Raw genomic sequence first — 19,566 nt, 5'->3', positions numbered from 1 at the left:
TATACACCAATCCTTCGCCACCCAATCTAGGTAAACACCGATTGGATTTGATTGGATCCGACCAATTTGCCAGATGGTTGAAAGGCACGTCGTCCGCTGACGACGAGCCGCCTCAGCGCTTCGGGCTCCTCATTCTGGCTCATGATCTCTGTTGTTCCGGCAGGTGCCAAGCCTTTACGCGCACCTCCGTGGAAAACGAGGGGGCGGAGCAAAACGATCCATCTGTCCGGTATCGTACAGCAACGAAGAGCACGCGTTCGGCTTTTCTTCCCATTACAGGAGAGAAAAAATGACGTCCTCTTTCTCAGTACACTCCGACTTGGATACCAAGGATACATCCATCATCCAGATGGAGATCATCCAATTAACGCCTGCGTTGCATTGCTTTGCCCGGAGGTTCTTACGAAGCAAGGATGACATCGATGATCTCGTGCAGGAAACGCTGCTGAAGGCGTTGAAGTCGATCCATCATTACCAGCCCGGCACCTCGCTCCGGTCGTGGCTGTTTACAATCCTACGAAACACATTCTGCTCCAACTATCGCCGGCAGCAACGCGAACCGACCGGAATGGACGCGACGGTGGGACAAATCGCAGTTGCACCTGCCCAGGAGTGGGTGCTGCGGGAGCGCGAGATACAAAAAGCAATGGCGAAACTTCCGGACGACAGGCGCCGCGCGCTGATACTGGTGGCGACCGGAACGAGTTACGAGGACGCTGCAAGGCTGTGCGGGTGCAGGATCGGCACATTGAAAAGCCGGGTCAACCGAGCACGCGGGTCCTTGTTGTCGCTCCTCGGACCCAACCCCATCGACTGATCATCTATGCGCAAGTGGGTGCAAGCTGGCGTTGCACATGCTGAAGGGAGATCCGCGGCATTGGACCGAAAGCCACTCGTCAAGGCGAGCGCTCGTAGATGGACGCCAAAGGCGAGCACACCTCTCCGCGTGGAACAGTTTGTCCCTGTCGGAGTTCGGCGTGGCGAAGCATCGGCCCGGAAATCCTGCAGAGAAATGTCGCGAGGCGAAAATGTCAGCTAGATCGAGAAAAAATCCGAAAATCGGTGAAGGCAGCCATGTAGCGGGCGGATGGGGCGCTGCGAGAGCGCTCGGAGAAATTCTTCTGCGCGAGCACGTACCGGGGTCCGGGCCCTCACTACTTGCCCATCAAAACAAGGCTGACGGCTATATGTGCGTCAGCTGCGCCTGGGCCAAGCCTGCCAAACCCCATCCGATGGAATTTTGCGAGAACGGCGCAAAGGCGACCGCCTGGGAAATCACCACCCGCCGTGCAGACCGCGCATTTTTTTCAGGCCATACGCTGCATGAACTGGAAGAGTGGAGCGATCACGATCTCGAAGAGCAGGGCCGTCTCACTCACCCGATGCGCTGGAACAGCGCGACCGATAAGTACGAACCGGTCAGCTGGGACGAAGCCTTCGAGGAAATCGGCAGGGAGCTACGAGCCACCCCTCCGCAGCAGGTCGATTTTTATACCTCCGGCCGCGCGTCTCTCGAAACCGCTTATATGTATCAGCTCTTTGCCCGCATCTTCGGCAGCAACAATCTGCCCGACTCCTCCAACATGTGCCACGAAAGCTCGTCGGTAGCTCTCCCGGAAAGTATCGGCTCTTCCGTCGGCACCGCTATACTTTCCGATTTCGAAAATTGCGATTGCATTTTCTATATGGCCCAGAACGTCAACACCTCTTCGCCGCGGATGCTTCACGACCTGCAAGATGCCGTCGACAGGGGCGTGAAGATCGTCACCTTCAATCCGTTGCGCGAACCCGGTCTTGAACATTTCATCAATCCGCAACTGCCGAGCCAAATGCTGACCGGCCGCTCGACACCGATCTCATCGGAGTATTATCAGGTCAGGAACGGTGGCGACATTGCTGCACTCTTCGGCGTGTGCAAGGCGCTGATCGAAGCTGACGATGCGCTGAAGGCATCTGGAACGAGCAAGGTCGCGGGGAGTGATGCCGTGCCCAAAGATCCATCGAATGCTGCAATGGTCGCCTTCGCCGCCTCGATGGCGGCGGCCGACAGGAGGCATGTGCTGGACCACGATTTCATCCAGACCCACACGGCGGGCTTTGAGGAATTTGCCAATGCCGCGCGCCGACATGACTGGGCCGAACTGGAGCGGGTTTCGGGTCTGACCCGCCAACAGATGACCCAGGCCGCAGACACGTATGCCAAGGCGGAATCCGTCCTGATGATCTACGGCATGGGGCTGACCCAGCATGTGATGGGTGTTCATAATGTTCATATGGTTGTCAATCTCGCTCTTTTGCGGGGAAATATCGGCAAACCCGGCGCCAATATCTGTGCCGTGCGAGGTCACTCGAACGTTCAGGGCCAACGCACGGTCGGAATAACCGAAAAGCCGGGCCTGGCGCCGCTCGGCAAGTTGTCGGAGCTCTATCAGTTCGAGCCGCCGACCTGGGAGGGCCGCTCGACGGTCGATACCTGCAAGGCGATCATGGAAGGCGAAGCCAAGGCTTTTATCAGCCTCGGCGGCAATTTCCTGCGCGCCATCCCGGAAACTGACGCGATGGAAGAAGCATGGCGGAAGCTGCGACTGAGCGTTCAGATCGCCACGAAGCTCAACCGCAGCCATGTCATCCATGGCGAGATTGCCTATCTCCTACCCTGTCTCGGCCGCCTCGAAATCGATGAACAGGCAAGCGGTCCGCAAGCCGTGTCGATCGAAAGCTCGGTGGCCCATTTCCACGGATCACGCGGAAGGGCAAAGCCCGCCAGCAAGGAACTCCTGTCAGAGCCCGCGATCATCGCAGGCCTTGCCAAGGCGACGCTGACAAATGGCCGTGTGCCCTGGGATGAATGGGTCGGCGACTATTCGAAAATCCGCGATGCGATCGAAGGGACCTACCCTGAAACCTTCAGGGATTTCAACAAGCGTCTGTTCCAGCCTGGCGGCATTCCAAGACCAGTCCCGGCACGGCAGCGCAAATGGGCGACCTCCAACAAGAAGGCCAATTTCATAACGCCGCCGCGGCTCTTTCCGGAGTTCGACATCGACCCAGCCGCCGGCGAGGTACTCAATCTTGCGACACTGCGCTCGAACGATCAGTTCAACACGACAATCTACGGCTATGGCGATCGCTACCGCGGCGTGGACGGCACCAGGAAAGTCGTCTTCATGAACGAGGAGGATATCGAGCGGCTGGGCTTTAAGGACGGCGACTTCGTCGATCTGACGACTGCCATCGATTTCGCCACGACGCGCCGTGTCACGGGCTTCAGGATCGCACGGCACGACATGCCCAAGGGATGTTGCGCTGCCTATTACCCAGAGGCGAACCCACTCTTTCCGCTCGCCCATCACGACGCCAAAGCCAAGACCCCATCCTACAAGCTGTTGCCGGTGAGCCTCAGCCCCACGGGCGCGCCATCCTAATCCAAGGGCGACGACAATGAGCGCGACCAGACATTTCAGTTGGCTTGCGGCAGGAACGCTGCTCCTCTGCATGTCGCTGATCGGGGTCGCCCTCGGATGGGCAAGACATCCACGCCAATACCGGGCCGATCCGCCGGTCACTTCAGCGCTCGACCAGTTCCGCCTGCTGCCCGACCGCATCGGCGGCACGCCGCCGGATGTCTATTTCGCGCTCAGCAAACCCTATGAGACGACGGCTTATGACTTGAGCCAGGGCAAGCGCCTTTATTCCTGGTTCGGCTGTCCTACTTGTCATGGAGATGGACGCGGTGGAACAGGTCCATCCTTCCTCGACGGCTGGTGGTTCTATGGCTCCGAAATGGTATCGGTCGTGGCATCCATTCGGGACGGGCGGCCTCACGGCATGCCGTCTTACAAAAACAACATGACGAGCGACCAGATCTGGCAGCTTGCCGGCTATGTGAGGTCGATCGGCGCTTATTCCGCTCCCTATACAGCGCCCAGCCGGAACGACGACAAGCATACGCGGCCGGCGGAAAACCGCGCACCCGCCGCAGGTCTTTTCCAGGTCGGACCGGCCGGCGTCCGCTCCGATCGAGGTGTCCAGCCTTGAAAGTCGCCCTGGCATGTATCCTGTTTCTTTCCGGTTGTGCGGGTCCGCAATCGGCGCTCGATGCGAACGGGCCGTCCGCTTTGGCCCTGGAAAACCTCATATTTCTTTTCGTCGCTGTCTGCGGCATCGTCTTCGTACTGGTCATGGGCGTCATGACATGGGCTCTGCTTCGTCGGGCGACGCGGCCCCCCGGCGGGCTCCAGACCGAGCGTTCCATGGGCAGGGTCGTAGCCGGCGCAGTCGTTGCGACTTTCGCCGTCATAACCTTCCTGACCGCCGCCAGCTTTTACGCAACGGCGAGCCTCGATCGCGCGAAGGCCAATCCTGCGATGATCGTCGTTCGGGGCCAGCAATGGTGGTGGCAGTTCACCTATCTCGATGCCAACCCTGCAAAGACCTTCCAGACGGCCAACGAGCTGCATATCCCAGTCGGGGCTGACGTCCGCCTGCGGCTGGAGGCAAGTGACGTCATCCATTCCTTTTGGGTGCCCAACCTCACCGGGAAACAGGATCTGGTGCCCGGACGCGAAAATGCGCTGACGCTTCATGCCAGCAGGCCCGGCGTCTACCGCGGGCAGTGTGCGGAATTCTGCGGCTTGCAGCATAGCCACATGGCATTGCTGGTTGTCGCCGAAGCGCCGGAGGACTACGCCCGATGGCTGGAAGCGCAAAGGGGTGCCGCAGCCGCACCAGTAGATGGCGATGCGGCCGCCGGGAAGCTGGTCTTCATGAGCAAGCCCTGCGCCGCATGCCACACGATCCGCGGCACCGAAGCATCTGGCACCACAGGCCCGGATCTCACCCATGTCGGCAGCCGAAGCACGATCGGCGCGGGACTGCTCGAAAATACGCGGGGCTCAGTTGCCGCATGGATCGCCGATCCGCAAACGCTGAAGCCCGGGAACAACATGCCGTTGGTCCCCGTCACCAGCGAAGAGCTGCGCCAATTGAGTGCCTATATGAGGGAGCTCCAATGACATGGCACGGTAAAACTCCCTCCCCCGCTGATCTGGCTGCCGGCGACGAAAAGGCCGAGGGCTTTCTGCGTCGCACCTGGTCGACGCCATCCGGGCTGCTCGGGGCGTTCTCCACGGTCGATCACAAGATCATCGGCCGTCGCTACATCGCCACAGCCTTCGTCTTCCTGATGCTCGGCGGCATGCTGGCGCTCGCGATGCGTTTGCAGCTCGCCTTCCCGGAGGCGCGCTTTATCAGCGCGGACCGATATAACCAGATCTTTACCGTGCATGGGAGCAACATGATGTTCCTCTTCGCCGTGCCGGTGATGGAGGCGATGGCGGTCTATCTCGTTCCCCTGATGGTGGGAACCCGCAACATCGCCTTTCCCAGGCTGAACGCCTTCTCCTACTGGATGTTTGTCGCCGGAGGGTTGGTTCTGTGGATCTCGCTTGCTCTTGATAGCGCGCCCGATGTCGGATGGTTCGCTTACGTGCCGCTTTCCGGCCCGCAATATGGGGCCGGCAAGCGTGTAGACATCTGGGCCCAGATGATAACCTTCACCGAGGTTTCTGCCCTTGCCGTTGCCGTCGAAATCGTCGTAACCGTCTTCAAGCTTCGAGCCCCTGGCATGTCGCTCGACCGTATCCCGATCTTCGTCTGGTCGATGCTGATCACCGCCTTTCTGGTCATCATGGCAATGCCGGCGATCATGCTCGCCAGTTCATCGCTCATTCTCGATCGCCTGGTCGGCACGCAATTTTTCAACCCTGCAGAAGGCGGCGATGCCCTCCTCTGGCAGCATCTGTTCTGGTTTTTCGGGCACCCGGAAGTCTATATCATCTTCCTGCCTGCCGTCGGCATGGTCTCCGCCATGATCTCCACATTCACGCAGCGCCCGACCTTCGGCTATTTGCCGCTGGTGCTGGCGATGATTGCAACCGGTATTCTCGCATTCGGCCTGTGGGTGCACCACATGTTCGTGGCGGGCCTACCGCGCTTGGGCAGCAGCTTCTTCACCGCATCAAGCATGGCAATCGCTATTCCTGCCGGAACGCAGATTTTCTGCTGGCTGGCAACGCTTTGGGATGGACGCCCCGTCTTCAAGACGCCGATGCTTTTCATCATCGGCTTCCTCATTACCTTCGTCATCGGCGGGCTGACCGGCGTCATGGTCGCATCGGTACCGTTCGATACCCAGGTCCACGACACCTATTTCGTGGTGGCCCATTTTCACTACGTGCTGATCGGCGGTTCCGTCTTCCCGCTCATCGGCGCGATCTACTACTGGTTTCCGAAGATGACCGGCCGGATGATGAGCGAGAGGCTCGGCCGCTGGGCTTTCGGGCTGATCTTCACCGGCTTCCACCTCACCTTTTTCCCGATGCACATCCTCGGCTTGCAAGGCATGCCGCGGCGCGTCTACACCTATCCGCCAGAACTGCCCTGGGCGGGCTTGAACCTGTTTGTCAGCCTCAGCGCGGTCATCCTCGCCGCCGGCTTCCTGGTGTTCTTCATCGATGTCCTGCGCAGTTTCCGGCACGGCCCACCAGCCGGCTCGAATCCTTGGAACGCGTCGACATTGGAATGGGCGATGGCCTCGCCCCCGCCTCCCTATAATTTCCGGCATATTCCCGTGGTCGAGTCCCGGGAGCCGCTCTGGACGTCGGGCGAGACGTTGCCGGTCGCAACGGGATTGCGGCTTGACCGGCGCGAACTCATCGTCAGCACCGTCACATCAGGCGATCCTGAAGCCAGGGAATCTTCGCCCGCCGATTCCATATGGCCGTTTCTGGCAGCCATCGCCACAAGCATCATGTTGATCGCCTCGATCTTCAGCCCCTGGGCGGTCATCTGGGGAGCGATACCAGTGGCGATTACGTTGACCGGATGGTTCTGGCCGAAGCATACGCCGGAGGACGAATCGTGAAGGAACGCATAGCGCTGGATCTGTCGAAACTTCCCCCGCATGGGATGGGCAGTGCCAGCCTGACCTTTTGGGGTACCAGCGCCTTCATGCTTATCGAAGGCACGGGATTTGCTCTGGCGATCGCCGTCTACTTCTATCTGATGAGCCTGGCGCCGCGGTGGCCGATTGAAGCCCCTCCTCCGGACCTTCTTGCCGGCACCATCCTGACTGTTTTGCTTCTTGCCAGCGTTGTGCCGAACATGCTGGTCTCGCGATGGGCGAAGCAGCGGGACCTTCGCAAGGTGCGGGCGGGCCTGATCGTCATGACCATTTTGGGGGTCCTTCCGCTTATACCCCGCGCCTTCGAATTTCCTGGCCTTCACATAGGTTGGGACGACGACGCGTATGGATCCATCGTCTGGACCATGCTCGGCCTGCATACGACCCATATCGTCACCGATCTCGTTGATACCGTCGTCCTTGCCTGCGTGATGTTTTCAAAACACGGAGACAATGCGCGGCGATACGGCGACGTCGAGGACAACGCGCTCTACTGGAACTTTGTCGTGCTTGCCTGGCTTCCCCTTTACGGATGCATCTATTGGGTGCCGCGGCTATGAAAACAGGAAACGCGCTCGTCTTTCTTCTGGCCATTGCAAGGAGCAACCCGGCGGTGGCGCATGATCACCATGCCCATTTGACTTCCCTTCCATGGACGGCCGATCCCTGGATACTTGTGCCGCTCGGTCTCATCGCAATCCTCTATGGCTGCGGCAATATTCGCTTCCGACCGCGATCAGCTGCAAGCCGTGTTGCCTTCGCGCGCCGGAGCTTGACCTTCTGGACCGGGTGGCTCGTCCTTGCCAGCGCCCTTGTCTCGCCGCTGCATTGGTTGGGGGAACAGCTTTTTACCGTCCATATGATCGAGCACGAACTTGTCATGGCGGTTTCCGCACCGCTTCTCGTGTTGGCGCGCCCGTCGGCGGTGCTGCTCTGGGGCCTTCCGAAGACCATCAGGCGTCGGACAGGAGGGGCCCTTGCCGCAAACGGTGTGCGCAGGACCTGGGCGTTTCTCAGCAACGGCACCATCACTACACTGCTGCACGGCATGGCGATCTGGGCATGGCACGCACCCGTGCTCTTCGACGCCGCTGTCGAATACACGTCCCTGCATCGCCTGCAGCATCTTTGCTTTTTTTCGACCGCCATCCTGTTCTGGTGGTCGGTCTTCTGGAAGACCAACAGGGGACTTGCTGCCTTGCATCTCTTCGTGACCATGCTGCATATGAGCATTCTCGGCGCCTTGATCGCACTTTCGCCGAACGTGCTCTACGGATTGCAGACGCGAGTCTCAGGGGATTGGGGGCTGTTACCGCTCGAAGACCAGCAGATGGCAGGCCTGGTGATGTGGGTGCCTGCAGGGGTCATCTATGCCGCCGTCGCGCTGGCGTTGACCGCTCTCTGGATCAGGGATTCAGGCAAGGGAGGCGCAAGTGGAACCCGCATCGTCGCCCCGTAACTCCCTTCGCCCCTTCGTCGTCGTCGGCGCCTGTGCGCTCAGCCTGACGGCGGCATTGGCATTGACAGACTTCTATCGTGGGCGGTCCGAAAGGCAAGCCAGTGCGATCGCCATGACGAAAGGTAACCCATCCCGCGCGGCGGTAATCTTTCGCCGATATGGATGCAGTGGATGTCATACAATTCCGGGCATCGAAGGTGCCGACGGCAAGGTTGGCGGCGATCTTTCCGGTCTGCGCGAGCGGGTCTATATCGCCGGCGTCCTCAACAACTCCGCCGACAATCTCGTCGGCTGGATCGTCGCCCCCCAGGCCTATTCTCCCAAGACCGCAATGCCGGCCACCGGAATATCGGAAAAGGAAGCGCGGGACTTGGCGGCTTATCTCTACGCTCATTGATGCGCGTCCGGTTTTCCCGTTATCGGAGGCCCCAATGGTCCACGCGGCGCCAACGGGTCGGGCCGTCGATCAGTTGAGCCGCTCCAAACCATCTTCCGGGCCAAAAAGAGCAAGGGCGATCTGCCCGAGACTGGACAGTTTTTCGCAGAGCACAAATCCCTTGTACCTGACGGGGATGAGGGTGGGGTCGTAGCGAGTGGCAAAGACGAAATTGATATCTCTGGCATCCAGTCCATCGGCAAGGGCCAACAAAAGCTGGTCGCCAAGAGAAACGTCGAGGATTGCCGCGTCGACGTGTTCGTGGTCGAGAAGCTCGAGGGCACGGCGAGCGCTTGACGTTGGGCCGATGACGATCGCCCCGAGATCCTCAAGCTTACGGCGGGTCTCATCGGCGAGGAAGTACTCGTCTTCAACGATCAGGATGTGCTTTCCAGAAAACAGTCTCGTTTGATCGCTTTTTTTCACCGGGCACCTTTCGAGGCGGGCGTCATTGGGCTTTAAGTCACCGGATGCATCAGGCCGCTGTCACCGCACAACACCCATAGCCGCCGGCCAAACGAATTGGAATCCATCGTTCCGCGCCCCGTCGGTGTTAGACCCAGGTTGACAGGCCGAACTCCAAAACCAGCGACAATATTCGGTTGGGGGTGATGGCTTCGCTCAAATGCGCTATCATGCTAGCCGCGCCAGCTGATACAACGTTGAGCGAGCGCGAGAGGTTTATGCATGATCTGGCTCCTTTGCCTCTCGAACTATCGCTAAAGGCAAAAGTTGCGACCCTCGGCTGGATTAAATGCTGCGACGAGGTGTTGACCGTTTACGGAGAATTAACGGCTTTACTATCGTCCCTGGAATTGCGCGGCTCCAAAAGTGAAGAACGATCGGCCGTGCTGATCTCGATGCTCCGGGCGCGCAAGGAAAAACCCATCAAACGCTCGTATTCCGCCTCCGGGATGCCGTAAGAACCATGGGCCTTCAGAATGAGGCCGTCCCGATCGAGCACCACGACCGTTCCTCGCGTGGATCTGATGAGCTTCTCACCTTCCAGGACGTGAAGTGCTCCCGTCACGCCCGGACGTCGCACGCCCAGCATGAAAGACATATATTGGTGGGTGATGTGCAGCACTTTGCCGCCGACGCGATCATTGAGCATAAGAAGCCAACGCGCCAGCCTTTGCTCTATCGAATACCGCCCGTTGGCCAAGGCCGTATAACTGATCTGAATTGCGAGCGACCTCGAAAACGATGATGCAAGAGAGCGCAATTGCGGCGCTCTCTGCATAAGACGAAGGAGCCTGTCGACGTCGATGCGCTGAGCGGTTCCTTCGATCTGTACAACCAGTTTGTAAGGCGTGCGCCAATCTCCGTCGAGCAATCCGGTTCCCGTCATCCCTTCCCGCCCAATCAGGCCCGCTTCTGCCTGTGAGCCATCGAGAGATACGGCGACCAAAGATACAATTCCGGTTTCGACAAAGGAGACTGCCGTAATCTCTCCAAACTGATGCTCGAGGATATCGCCTTGTACCAGTCGAACCGATTTCAGATGCGGCTGGAGGAGGTCGTGCTCGCGGGGCGAAAGCGCGGAAAGAATGAGATTTTCATGGTCGGCCGATGCCCTTTCCGCTCGACCCCGGCATTGGGAAAGCGCTCCGTAGATCGCGCCGTCATCCAGCGGCTTTTGCACGAAAATCCGATCGGCGAAACGGGGCGGAACGACGTCCCGGCTATAGCCCGTTGCAAAGAAAAACGGAATATTGCGCCTTGATAGCTCATCGGCGACCGGGAACACCATCGTTCCACTGAGATTGATATCCAAGATGGCGACGTCGATTTGGGAAAAATCTTCAATATACTTCAGCGCTTGCGGAACGTTGGATGCCGGCCCGATGACTTTCACTCCGACTTCCGACAGCTTTGACGCAAGGTCGCTGGCCAGGAGGTAATCGTCCTCGACGACCAGGGCCACCCTTGGCGCGGGCTTGTTAAAAGCCGTATTCATGCCATTTGCGTCCCGAGATTTCTGTTCCATTAGGAAACGTTTGGCTTATCCACCGGTTCCAACGCGACCCCCACAGCATCATCGAGGGCCCCCATTCCTTGGTTTCGATAGCCATAAGAAGCTAGGGATGGGGTGTCGGGCGCGGCGGCAGCGACTTTAGGTATCGAGCGATGGCAATACGGTCCTCCTCAGGAAGTTCGGCCGTATTTTTGACGACATCCGCCATCGACCAGCCGACATAACCATGATCCCGCGTTTTGCCGCTTTTCAGCATCTCCACGATATCATTCTCCGACCAGGAGCCGATACCCGCCGGCGTGATATTCGGGTTGAAGCCGACACCTTCCGAGCTTACCCCGCCCGCGAGCCGTGTTTTCGGCTTTATCGCCCCAAAGACGTTGCGGGAGGCATGGCATTCGGCGCAATGGCCGAGTACCTCGACAAGATAAGCGCCTCGATGATGCTCGGGATTTACGTTGAGCATCCCCTCGGACTGGCCCTCGTAAAAGAACAGAAACTTCCAGAGGCCGACGAACCGCCGGATGCGGAACAACAGGTTGATGTCATGCGGTTGCGGTCGATCGGCGACCGGCTCGAGCGTATGCAGAAAGGCGTAGAGATCCTTTACGTCGTCGAGTGTCATTCCGGTATAGCTCGCGTAGGGAAAGACTGGATAATAATGCTGCCCTTCCGGCGACACGCCTGCAATCAGCGCGTTGGCCAGGTCGACCACCGACCACGAGCCTATGCCGGCTTGGCGGTCGGGCGAAATATTGGGAGTCCTGAACGTTCCGTAAGGCGAGGCTAAGGCGAGATCGCCCCCTAGTTTCAGGCGATCCGACTGGCCGGGAGAGGCATGGCACGACGCGCAACCGCCCGCGGCAAATACCAGCCGGCCGCGCTCAACATCGCCCGGAGTCAGCCTCGGATCTCCGGCAGCGAACGGCGGGTGGGGCCTTGTCACCAGCCAAGTCACCGAAGAGACTACCACGACGGCGGCAATGGTAATCGAAAATAGCCGGACAGTACCTTTCAGCATTTCGAACCAGCAGGTTGTTGAAAGATCCTTTCGAGCTGGCGGAGGCTCGACGATAGACGGGCCCCGTCCGCCGCGGCAAAAGTAAAGGTCTCGCGCAGAATAGAGCCTCCACCAAAGAGCCGGACCTGCGCGCCTCGACCGGCACCTTGTGCGCCCGCGCCTTGCGGTTCTGTCGGCTTCCGGTGGTGGCGAGACAGTCCCCGTTGCACAAGACCGATCTCATCCAGCTTGTCGTTCAGTACGTCGCGCCAACGCACCAACAGCCTTGTTTTCGCGCGTTGGATTTCCACAGCCTGCAGCTCAACCAAACGATCACCATCATCAGGACCGTTTTCTTGTGTCTCGTGTCCCGGCCTGCCGTTGGCGCCGGCCGAGATCTTCGCTCGTCTGTGCACGGCATTCTCCAATCAATGCCCAAGGGAAGGTTACTTTTCAACGCGAAACCACGTCGCCAAACAACGGACGACCGTGAATGTTCCGGCCGCCAGCAGCTTTAGGGCTTCGCAGCAGCAGGCATCCGTCGACGGCAATGGTCGCAATATCCAACTCGTCGAGGCTGCCAGTTGGCGTGCACCTCTTTGATCCGGCACGCCACCTTCCCCATTGGAACTTTTGCGGAAAGCTGGGGTTGGGGCGCCGTTGAGGATTGCTGAGGAGAAACCATTGTGAGAGCCCTTACCTGGCATGGCAAGCATGATATCCGTTGCGACAGCGTCCCGGATCCTCGCATTGAGGACGGGCGAGACGCCATCATCAAGGTTACCGCCTGCGCAATCTGCGGATCGGATCTGCATCTTTACGACGGCGTTATGCCGGAGATGCACAGCGGCGACGTCATGGGCCACGAGACCATGGGCGAGGTTGTAGAGGTCGGCAAGGACAATACCAAGCTCAAGGTTGGTGATCGCGTCGTCGTCCCCTTTACCATCTCCTGCGGCGAATGTTTCTTTTGCAAGCGCGGCTTCTATTCGGGGTGCGAACGCTCCAACCCTGATCGCGCGAAAGTCGCCAAATTATGGGGCAATTCACCGGCCGGCCTTTTCGGCTATTCACATCTGCTCGGCGGTTATGCCGGCGGGCAGGCGGAATATCTGCGAGTGCCCTATGCCGACGTCGGACCGATCAAGGTGCCTGACGGGCTTTCCGACGAGCAAGTGCTCTTCCTGTCGGATATTTTCCCGACCGGCTACATGGCCGCGGAGTTTTGCAACATCCAGCCGGGCGATACGATCGCGATCTGGGGCTGCGGACCGGTCGGCCAGATGGCCATTCGTTCGGCTTTCCTGCTCGGTGCCGCGCGGGTGATTGCCATCGATGCCGTGCCTGAGCGCATGGCGCTCGCGAAAGCGGCCGGCGCCATACCGCTCGATTTCATGGACAAGGATATCTACGACCAGATCATGGATTTGACCGACGGTCGTGGCGCCGACGCCTGCATCGATGCCGTCGGGACCGAAGCAGAGGCGGCTGCCAGCTGGGATTCGCGCCTCGACCGCATCAAGGTCGCGATGTTCATGGGAACCGACCGTCCGCACGTGTTGCGCCAGGCCATCCATTGCTGCCGCAATTTCGGCACGGTCTCGATCGTCGGAGTTTATGGTGGTTTCCTGGACAAGATCCCAATGGGCTCGGCGATAAATCGCGGCCTGACCTTCAAGATGGCCCAGACGCCGGTCCAGCATTACCTGCCGATACTGCTGGAGCGCATTCAAACGGGGGAAATCGATCCCTCCTTCGTCATCACCCATCGCGGTACGCTCGAAGACGGTCCGGCTCTCTACAAGACCTTTCGAGATAAGCAGGACGGATGCATCAAGGTCGTTTTGAAACCGTAAGGAGACGCGTCATGGCGCACAGTCAATCGGGCAAAGGCCTCGCCGTCATCACCGGCGCATTCAACATGAACGCCGAGACGATAATGTTCGAGCCGAGTGATTGGGTTCCGAACAATCAGCGTCTTCCTGTAGTGGTTTACAGGGGGCTTTTTGCCGACGGTGAAGCAACTGATTTTAAAAGTCGCTTCGCAGCCAACGGTTGGACAGGCATCTGGACAAACGGTGTATTCGATTATCAGCACTACCATTCCGGCGCCCATGAGGTGCTTGGAATTTCAGTTGGTACCGCCACCCTGCTGATCGGCGGTCCCGGCGGTCAAGCACTAAAGGTCGCGGCGGGAGACTGTCTGGTGCTTCCAGCCGGAACGGGGCACCAAAATCTCGGGTGCACTTCGGACTTCCAGGTGGTCGGCGCTTATCCTAAGGGACAGCAAGCCGACATTCAGACCTCGGCTGCTTCAAGCGAAATGCTGGTGAAAATCTCGTCCGTACCTATACCCCACAGCGATCCCGTTCAGGGCCTGTCGGGATTTCTCATCGAGAAATGGCGGTAGTCCTCCAGCCGCCGCTCGATCCCCGCTCGGATGCATTTGACCAAAGTTCGTTTCGACGCCTTATCTGCCTTGAAGCTCCCTAAAGGCCAGAACCATGGACGTCAGGCAGACAATCGACGCGGCGCTTTCATGCGGGCGTTTTCTCGTCAGCCATTCTACGGGAAGTCGGGACCAGAGCGAGGGCGCTGGGTGCACAGCGGGCTTTATATGCTCTCGTTCAAAACGCAAAACGGTGGACCGTTAACGACCGAAGGACGTTGAAGCGCAGCCCTCATCTGCTCGGGCTATGCGGCAGGGTAAGCCGGAGCTCTTACGCGAAGCGGATCGCTGTTCTCGCGCGCGCCTTTGCGGCAACTTCCTCTCGATCACGAGGAGGTTGGGAGGTCTCAAGCGAACTGAGCAGCTCGTGGGCGCACTTGGCGATTGAGATAACCGCCTGGTCAAACGCCGCCTCATTGCGTTTCGACGGCTTAGTGGTTCCGCTCAACTTGCGCACGAATTGAAGCGCCGCGTCATGAATCTCCACGTGCGTCGCTGGCGGATCGAAATTGAAGAGAGGCTTGATATTTCTGCACATGACTTGCTCCCGGTTCGTCTCCTCTCTCCTGCGGAGAGAAGGGAACTTCACATAAGGTAGTCGCGGGAGCGTGATTTACAAACGTTTCGACACGGCCCATCCGCATCGGGGCGGTCGGAAACACGGTCCTCTCGTCCTTCCGAGCGATAAATCCCGCGACACTTTGATGTCGCTCTCTTGACGGAGCATTTCTTCATAGCTGAGGTTGAGGCGCCATCGACGGCTGGCGAGGAGAAGCGTCGTGAAAGCGCCGACGGGCGCGACGCCATGATCCGGCGCCATCCCGCTCGATTTCATGGGCATGGCGATCGGCTGGCAGGGAAGACGAAGCCGACGACATCGCAGGGATCGGCTATGACGCGCGGGATAAGGAGAGAAAGCGACGGCGCCGCGGCGATCGGATCTCTACAGCCGCGTCCAGCGGTTAACTGCGCTCGACGAATTTGTTGAAACGGCTCGTCTTTCCGTCCTTGGTCTTGTCCTGGTAGAGAAAAGCCAGCTTGTTGTCGTCGAAGATCTTGAAGAATTCGTCCCAGCCGATCTCGTCGAACTCCTCTTCCTTTTCTCCGAAATCGATGCGCAACACGCCGCCGCCTTTACCGCCGGCGCGGATCACCGCCGGTTTACCGTCCCTTTTCTCCGCCCATTTCTGGATCACCTTGTGGTCCGTCGTCGTCTCGGAACTGCTCATTGAAACCTCCAATCTCTGTTTCGTAGTCGGCGGAAGATCGTCCGTGGCGAAGTCCTCAGAGCAGCGGCTGTCGTTGCTTCCAATTGCGATAGGGCGCGAGCAGTTCGCCTGGATAGCGCCGCTCGATCTCGCTTTCGGTCAAAGCAATCCGGGCAAGGATCTCTTCTGCCGCGTCGTCCCCGGCAGCGTCGCTGGCCTTTTCCAACTCGGTCATGGTCGCGAACACTTCGTCGTCGGTCATCGCCCCGAGGCGGGAAGAAAGGTCTTCGACGGGTTCGTTGATGAGTGGGTTCGTGGACACTGACGCCTCAGGTGAATGGTATTTTCTGTTTGCATATGCCTGTCGAACTTCGCTCTTCACACTAAGTTCCCAAATGGAGACCGGCAACGATCGGAATGACGAGGCTCTCCCCTTGTTTTCCACTGCCCGGCCCATAAGCCAAGCTACAACCGCCGACAATGGAACCGATCCATGGATATGACGGGCATCCGAGATCGCATGGTTGAGCATCAGCTGACGCGACGTGGCATTGGCGATCGAAGCGTCATCGAGGCGATGCGCACGGTGCCTCGCGAAAAATTCGTCGCTCTAGGCTTCGAGGAATTCGCCTATGAGGATGCGCCGCTGTCGATCGGCGAGGGCCAAACGATTTCGCAGCCGTTCATTGTGGCCCTGATGCTCGAAAAGGCCGATCTGAAAGCCGGCGACAAAGTGCTCGAGGTCGGAACGGGCTCCGGCTATGCTTCTGCTCTCATCAGCCTGATCGTCAAGCACGTCTATTCCATTGAGCGCCATGAGCGGTTGGCGCTTCGGGCCCGGGAACGGTTCGAAACGCTCGGATATCATAACATCGACGTCCGAATTGGCGACGGCAGCAAGGGCTGGGCAAACGCAGCTCCGTTCGATGCCATTATCGTCTCTGCGGCGGCACCTGAGGTTCCTCCCGCGTTGAAGGAGCAGCTGGACGTCGGGGGGCGGCTTATCATCCCGGTCGGCCATGGCGATACGCAGCGCCTGATACGCGTTACCCGCACCGGAGCTACTACGTTCGAGGAAGAAGATCTCGGGGGAGTGGTCTTCGTTCCCTTGATCGGCGAAGCCGCCTGGACTGCTGCACATTCGATGTACACAGAGGCCGCCCCGTCGCGGGGAACCGTTGCGTCCGGCCCGAGTTCTCTGCCAAACACCGACGGAGAGGTCATGGAAAAAGCGCAAAATTTGCCTGCCCTGCCAGAAGGCGTGCTCGATCATGACGGGTTCCAGAGAAAGTTCTGGGCAGTGCAACGTCTGTCCTGGATCATGTTCACGCTACTTCTGGCCACCTGCTTGCTGGGTCTCCTTGGAAGAGGCGGTCCGTTTTCGCGGCAAACTGTCTTGTTTCCCGAAGGCGCCGTGGACTTTCCCCTCATCTCCCGATGGAATGCTCCCGAAAATCTGACAGTGAACTTTGCGCCTTCGCCCGAGGACCGGGTCTTCACAATCGATGCCGCCTTTCTTCAAACCTTTTCGGTTCAAGGCATCGATCCGCCTCAGAAGGCGACCTTCGCCCGGGAGGGGCGGATAGGCTACGTATTCCACAGCGATCCGGCAAGGGCGACGCAGATCGTGTTTCGTCTGCAGACGCAGCTCCCCGGCCTTTGCCGCACCACCATCGGCATCGGCGGTGAGACCCGCGCGCAATCCACTTTCATTTTTCCATGAGGGCGTCGCCGTGGATGCAGTTTTACGCGGACTGGCAATCTATTTCACGCTTCTCCTGATCATCCGTCTCTCGGGAAGGCGGACGTTGGCCCAGATGACGCCTTTCGACCTGGTCATCGTGCTGGTGATCTCCGAAACCACGCAGCAGGCAATGCTTGGCGACGACTTCTCTCTGACCAACGCCGTCATTCTGATCCTGACGCTGTTTACGACCGACATCGGCCTCTCCTATGTGAAGCGGTGGTGGCCTCGCGCAGCTCATATCATCGATGGCGTTCCGACCGTCCTGGTGACGGATGGCGTCTACGACGAAGGCGCGCTCAAAGGAGCCCGCCTGCAGAAGGAAGATGTCATGCAAGCGGCTCGAAGCCAGGAGGGCATCGAGAGCGTGACGGAGATAAAATTTGCCATCGTCGAAGTGAGCGGCAACATCAGCATCATCAAGAAGCAGAAATCCGGCTGACAAAAAGGGGAACTCTCAGCCTGTCCTGGAGTTAGCGGACGATCAACCCAGGAGATCCCCATGAAACGCCTTGTTATCGCCTCGCTCGCCCTCTCGCTTGCCGTCCCGGCCTTCGCCCAATCCGCGGCCGAAAAGACCGGTGTCAATTCCCTGATGGGCGTCCCGCCGAAAACCGAGGATTTCGTCAAGGAAGCAGCCACCAGCGATATGTTCGAAATCGCCTCCAGCAAGCTCGCTGTCGAGCGCGGCGACGATGCGACCAAGGCCTTTGCCCAGCAGATGGTCACCGACCATCAGAAGACCAGCGAGGAGTTGAAGGCACTGGTCTCCGGCGGCAAGGTCAAAGCGACCCTTCCGGGGGCCATGACGTCGGCTCAGCAGAGCATGCTCGACAAGCTGAACGGCCTGCAGGGAGCCGATTTTAACAAGCAATATCATTCCGACCAGGAATCCGCCCATGAAGACGCCGTCGATCTCTTCAAGCGCTACGGCGACGAAGGGGACGATCCCCAGCTGAAGGCATGGGCAGCAAGCACCCGGCCCGCACTGGAACATCATCTTCAGATGGCCAAGGATCTCAACAAATAGAACGACAGCGCCTCGGTTTCGAAGCCGCGATGCCGAGGTAGCAGGGCCCGGCATCGCGTTCCGAACTCAGTGTCGGTATCTCTTGTCGCCGGGAAACCGTCCGATCCAAACTCGGTTCGAACGCGAACGAAAGCAGCGACATGGCTTTCTTGATCGAGATCCTACTCCCGCTAACGGACGACGCCCATAGTCGGTTCGATGCGGTCCGCAGCGAGCTGACCGACAAGTTCGGAGGCGCGACCCTTTTTACCAACGCCCCGGCGGAGGGCCTTTGGAACGATGGCGGCGCCATCGAGGAAGACCGTATCGTTGTCGTCGAAGTGATGGCGGACGATATCGACCGCGAATGGTGGAGATCCTATCGAAAGGCGTTGCAGATCCGTTTTAAGCAAGACGAGATCGTCGTCAGGTCAACGGCTATCGACCGGCTGTGACGTCTGTGGCGGCTCCTCGGCCACTGTTGCATCCCATGGTTTGAGTTTCAGCGCGATCCGTGAGGTCGCGCGCATAGCTCCTCGGGAAGCGGTCAGAAGGAAAGGTCGAGTGCCCTGCCTTCGAACAGACGGTCACGGGAGCCTTCGAGATGCGCCTTCATCAGCCTTTGCGCATCGTCAGCCTGGCCATCGGCGATCGCCTTGTAGATGGCGTTATGCTCTTCATAGACCTGTTCCAGCCCCTGCCGTGGGCCAAGCAGGGAAAGGCCATGGAGATGCATACCGACGGCGATATGGGCTTTCAGCGCATCGATCGAGGCCGTGTAATAATGATTGTTGGCAGCCTCCGTGACCGCGCGGTGAAAGATGAAATCGGCATCCGTGCGGTGAAGCTGATGGCTGGTCGCCTCGCGCAGATCGGCAAGCGCGCTGGCGATCTTCTGGATCGCCTGCTCATTGCGGCGCTTGGCTGCAAAATAGGCGGCGGCCGGCTCGATGGTCAGGCGGAATTCGTAGCAGCGCTGAATGTCGGCAATGGTCTTAACAGGCGAATAGGCCAGCTGTGTCGTTGGCGACCCATGCGCACTGACGAAGGTGCCGGCACCTTGGCGGGCATAGACCATGCCCTGATCGCGCAGGCGCGCCAGCGCGTCGCGGACGATCGGCCTCGAAACACCCAGCATCGAAGCAAGCTCATGTTCGCCGGGAAGGCGTGAATCCGGCGGATAGTTGCCGCCGCGGATACGCTCGAGCAGTTGGTCGAAGACGCGGTCGACCAGCTTGACGGCCTTGCCGCGTTCGGGCTTGCCCGGCGGGCCGGCTTCCGCGTTCAAAGATTCGCCATTCACTTCAACCACGTCATTC

Annotated in this window: 22 protein-coding genes; 14 read left to right on the top strand and 8 right to left on the bottom strand. The window is 59.2% G+C overall.

Annotated features, from left to right (window positions below; all coding sequences use genetic code 11):
- Positions 1–289: 289 nt before the first annotated feature.
- From RLEG4DRAFT_RS08025 to RLEG4DRAFT_RS07990, 8 genes are all read left to right on the top strand, one after another.
- Complete coding sequence (locus RLEG4DRAFT_RS08025) at positions 290–817, top strand: sigma-70 family RNA polymerase sigma factor (RefSeq protein ID WP_003576760.1); 528 nt, start codon at positions 290–292, stop codon at positions 815–817.
- 211 nt (positions 818–1,028) lie between these two features.
- Positions 1,029–3,425 (top strand): FdhF/YdeP family oxidoreductase, encoded by a 2,397-nt coding sequence (locus RLEG4DRAFT_RS08020; RefSeq protein WP_003576758.1) that lies wholly within the window; start codon positions 1,029–1,031, stop codon positions 3,423–3,425.
- A 16-nt stretch (positions 3,426–3,441) separates the two neighbouring features.
- A complete protein-coding gene (locus RLEG4DRAFT_RS08015; protein ID WP_003576756.1) occupies positions 3,442–4,038 on the top strand; it encodes a c-type cytochrome in 597 nt (198 codons plus the stop codon).
- Positions 4,035–5,015 (top strand): cytochrome c oxidase subunit II, encoded by a 981-nt coding sequence (coxB, locus tag RLEG4DRAFT_RS08010; protein WP_003576754.1) that lies wholly within the window; start codon positions 4,035–4,037, stop codon positions 5,013–5,015. Before RLEG4DRAFT_RS08015 ends, coxB begins: the two co-directional genes overlap by 4 nt.
- Positions 5,012–6,925: a cytochrome c oxidase subunit I gene (ctaD, locus tag RLEG4DRAFT_RS08005; RefSeq protein ID WP_003576752.1), complete on the top strand. Its 1,914-nt coding sequence runs from the start codon at positions 5,012–5,014 to the stop codon at positions 6,923–6,925. Before coxB ends, ctaD begins: the two co-directional genes overlap by 4 nt.
- The gene (locus RLEG4DRAFT_RS08000) at positions 6,922–7,524 is read left to right on the top strand and encodes a cytochrome c oxidase subunit 3 (protein ID WP_003576750.1); all 603 of its coding nucleotides are present in this window, start codon (positions 6,922–6,924) and stop codon (positions 7,522–7,524) included. Before ctaD ends, RLEG4DRAFT_RS08000 begins: the two co-directional genes overlap by 4 nt.
- Positions 7,521–8,423, top strand: a complete 903-nt coding sequence (locus RLEG4DRAFT_RS07995) for a cytochrome c oxidase assembly protein (RefSeq protein WP_003576748.1) — start codon at positions 7,521–7,523, stop codon at positions 8,421–8,423. Before RLEG4DRAFT_RS08000 ends, RLEG4DRAFT_RS07995 begins: the two co-directional genes overlap by 4 nt.
- Positions 8,398–8,820, top strand: a complete 423-nt coding sequence (locus RLEG4DRAFT_RS07990; RefSeq protein ID WP_003576747.1) for a c-type cytochrome — start codon at positions 8,398–8,400, stop codon at positions 8,818–8,820. The genes RLEG4DRAFT_RS07995 and RLEG4DRAFT_RS07990 overlap by 26 nt, the downstream gene beginning before the upstream one ends.
- Positions 8,821–8,889: 69 nt before the next feature.
- Here RLEG4DRAFT_RS07990 and RLEG4DRAFT_RS07985 read toward each other — a convergent pair whose 3' ends face one another.
- The 4 genes from RLEG4DRAFT_RS07985 to RLEG4DRAFT_RS41110 form a co-directional block, all read right to left on the bottom strand.
- Positions 8,890–9,285, bottom strand: a complete 396-nt coding sequence (locus RLEG4DRAFT_RS07985) for a response regulator (RefSeq protein ID WP_003576745.1) — start codon at positions 9,283–9,285, stop codon at positions 8,890–8,892.
- A gap of 352 nt (positions 9,286–9,637) precedes the next feature.
- Positions 9,638–10,819: a helix-turn-helix domain-containing protein gene (locus RLEG4DRAFT_RS07980; RefSeq protein ID WP_003576742.1), complete on the bottom strand. Its 1,182-nt coding sequence runs from the start codon at positions 10,817–10,819 to the stop codon at positions 9,638–9,640.
- 121 nt (positions 10,820–10,940) lie between these two features.
- The gene (locus RLEG4DRAFT_RS07975) at positions 10,941–11,858 is read right to left on the bottom strand and encodes a c-type cytochrome (RefSeq protein WP_003576740.1); all 918 of its coding nucleotides are present in this window, start codon (positions 11,856–11,858) and stop codon (positions 10,941–10,943) included.
- The gene (locus RLEG4DRAFT_RS41110) at positions 11,852–12,253 is read right to left on the bottom strand and encodes a hypothetical protein (RefSeq protein WP_210161324.1); all 402 of its coding nucleotides are present in this window, start codon (positions 12,251–12,253) and stop codon (positions 11,852–11,854) included. Before RLEG4DRAFT_RS41110 ends, RLEG4DRAFT_RS07975 begins: the two co-directional genes overlap by 7 nt.
- Positions 12,254–12,523: 270 nt before the next feature.
- Between RLEG4DRAFT_RS41110 and RLEG4DRAFT_RS07965 the strand changes: the two genes are divergently transcribed.
- Positions 12,524–13,693, top strand: a complete 1,170-nt coding sequence (locus RLEG4DRAFT_RS07965) for a zinc-dependent alcohol dehydrogenase (RefSeq protein WP_003576739.1) — start codon at positions 12,524–12,526, stop codon at positions 13,691–13,693.
- A gap of 65 nt (positions 13,694–13,758) precedes the next feature.
- On the top strand, positions 13,759–14,247 hold the full coding sequence (locus RLEG4DRAFT_RS07960) for a cupin (protein WP_037093471.1): 489 nt from the start codon (positions 13,759–13,761) through the stop codon (positions 14,245–14,247).
- 310 nt (positions 14,248–14,557) lie between these two features.
- On the opposite strand, the gene RLEG4DRAFT_RS07955 is transcribed toward RLEG4DRAFT_RS07960, so the two are convergent.
- The 3 genes from RLEG4DRAFT_RS07955 to RLEG4DRAFT_RS07945 form a co-directional block, all read right to left on the bottom strand.
- Positions 14,558–14,824, bottom strand: coding sequence for a DUF2277 domain-containing protein (locus tag RLEG4DRAFT_RS07955; RefSeq protein WP_003576735.1), 267 nt, complete (start codon positions 14,822–14,824; stop codon positions 14,558–14,560).
- 424 nt (positions 14,825–15,248) lie between these two features.
- A complete protein-coding gene (locus RLEG4DRAFT_RS07950) occupies positions 15,249–15,515 on the bottom strand; it encodes a hypothetical protein (protein ID WP_003576733.1) in 267 nt (88 codons plus the stop codon).
- Positions 15,516–15,570: 55 nt separating this feature from the next.
- Positions 15,571–15,816, bottom strand: coding sequence for a hypothetical protein (locus RLEG4DRAFT_RS07945; protein ID WP_003576731.1), 246 nt, complete (start codon positions 15,814–15,816; stop codon positions 15,571–15,573).
- A 171-nt stretch (positions 15,817–15,987) separates the two neighbouring features.
- Here RLEG4DRAFT_RS07945 and RLEG4DRAFT_RS07940 point away from each other — a divergent pair, with 171 nt between their 5' ends.
- The 4 genes from RLEG4DRAFT_RS07940 (at position 15,988) to RLEG4DRAFT_RS07925 (ending at position 18,702) form a co-directional block, all read left to right on the top strand.
- Positions 15,988–17,217 (top strand): protein-L-isoaspartate(D-aspartate) O-methyltransferase, encoded by a 1,230-nt coding sequence (locus tag RLEG4DRAFT_RS07940; protein ID WP_003576730.1) that lies wholly within the window; start codon positions 15,988–15,990, stop codon positions 17,215–17,217.
- A 10-nt stretch (positions 17,218–17,227) separates the two neighbouring features.
- The gene (locus RLEG4DRAFT_RS07935) at positions 17,228–17,680 is read left to right on the top strand and encodes a DUF421 domain-containing protein (protein ID WP_003576729.1); all 453 of its coding nucleotides are present in this window, start codon (positions 17,228–17,230) and stop codon (positions 17,678–17,680) included.
- A gap of 60 nt (positions 17,681–17,740) precedes the next feature.
- Entirely contained in the window at positions 17,741–18,268 is a 528-nt protein-coding gene (locus tag RLEG4DRAFT_RS07930; protein WP_003576728.1) for a DUF4142 domain-containing protein, read from the top strand.
- Between the two features lie 140 nt (positions 18,269–18,408).
- Positions 18,409–18,702, top strand: coding sequence for a hypothetical protein (locus tag RLEG4DRAFT_RS07925; RefSeq protein WP_003576726.1), 294 nt, complete (start codon positions 18,409–18,411; stop codon positions 18,700–18,702).
- A 92-nt stretch (positions 18,703–18,794) separates the two neighbouring features.
- Here RLEG4DRAFT_RS07925 and RLEG4DRAFT_RS07920 read toward each other — a convergent pair whose 3' ends face one another.
- Complete coding sequence (locus tag RLEG4DRAFT_RS07920) at positions 18,795–19,559, bottom strand: FadR/GntR family transcriptional regulator (protein WP_003576724.1); 765 nt, start codon at positions 19,557–19,559, stop codon at positions 18,795–18,797.
- Between the last annotated feature and the right edge of the window lie 7 nt (positions 19,560–19,566).

It is taken from the genome of Rhizobium leguminosarum bv. trifolii WSM2297 (genome assembly GCF_000271845.1).
The sequence above is the reverse complement of the archived record's forward strand: the minus strand, read 5'-3'. Positions and strand labels throughout refer to the sequence as shown.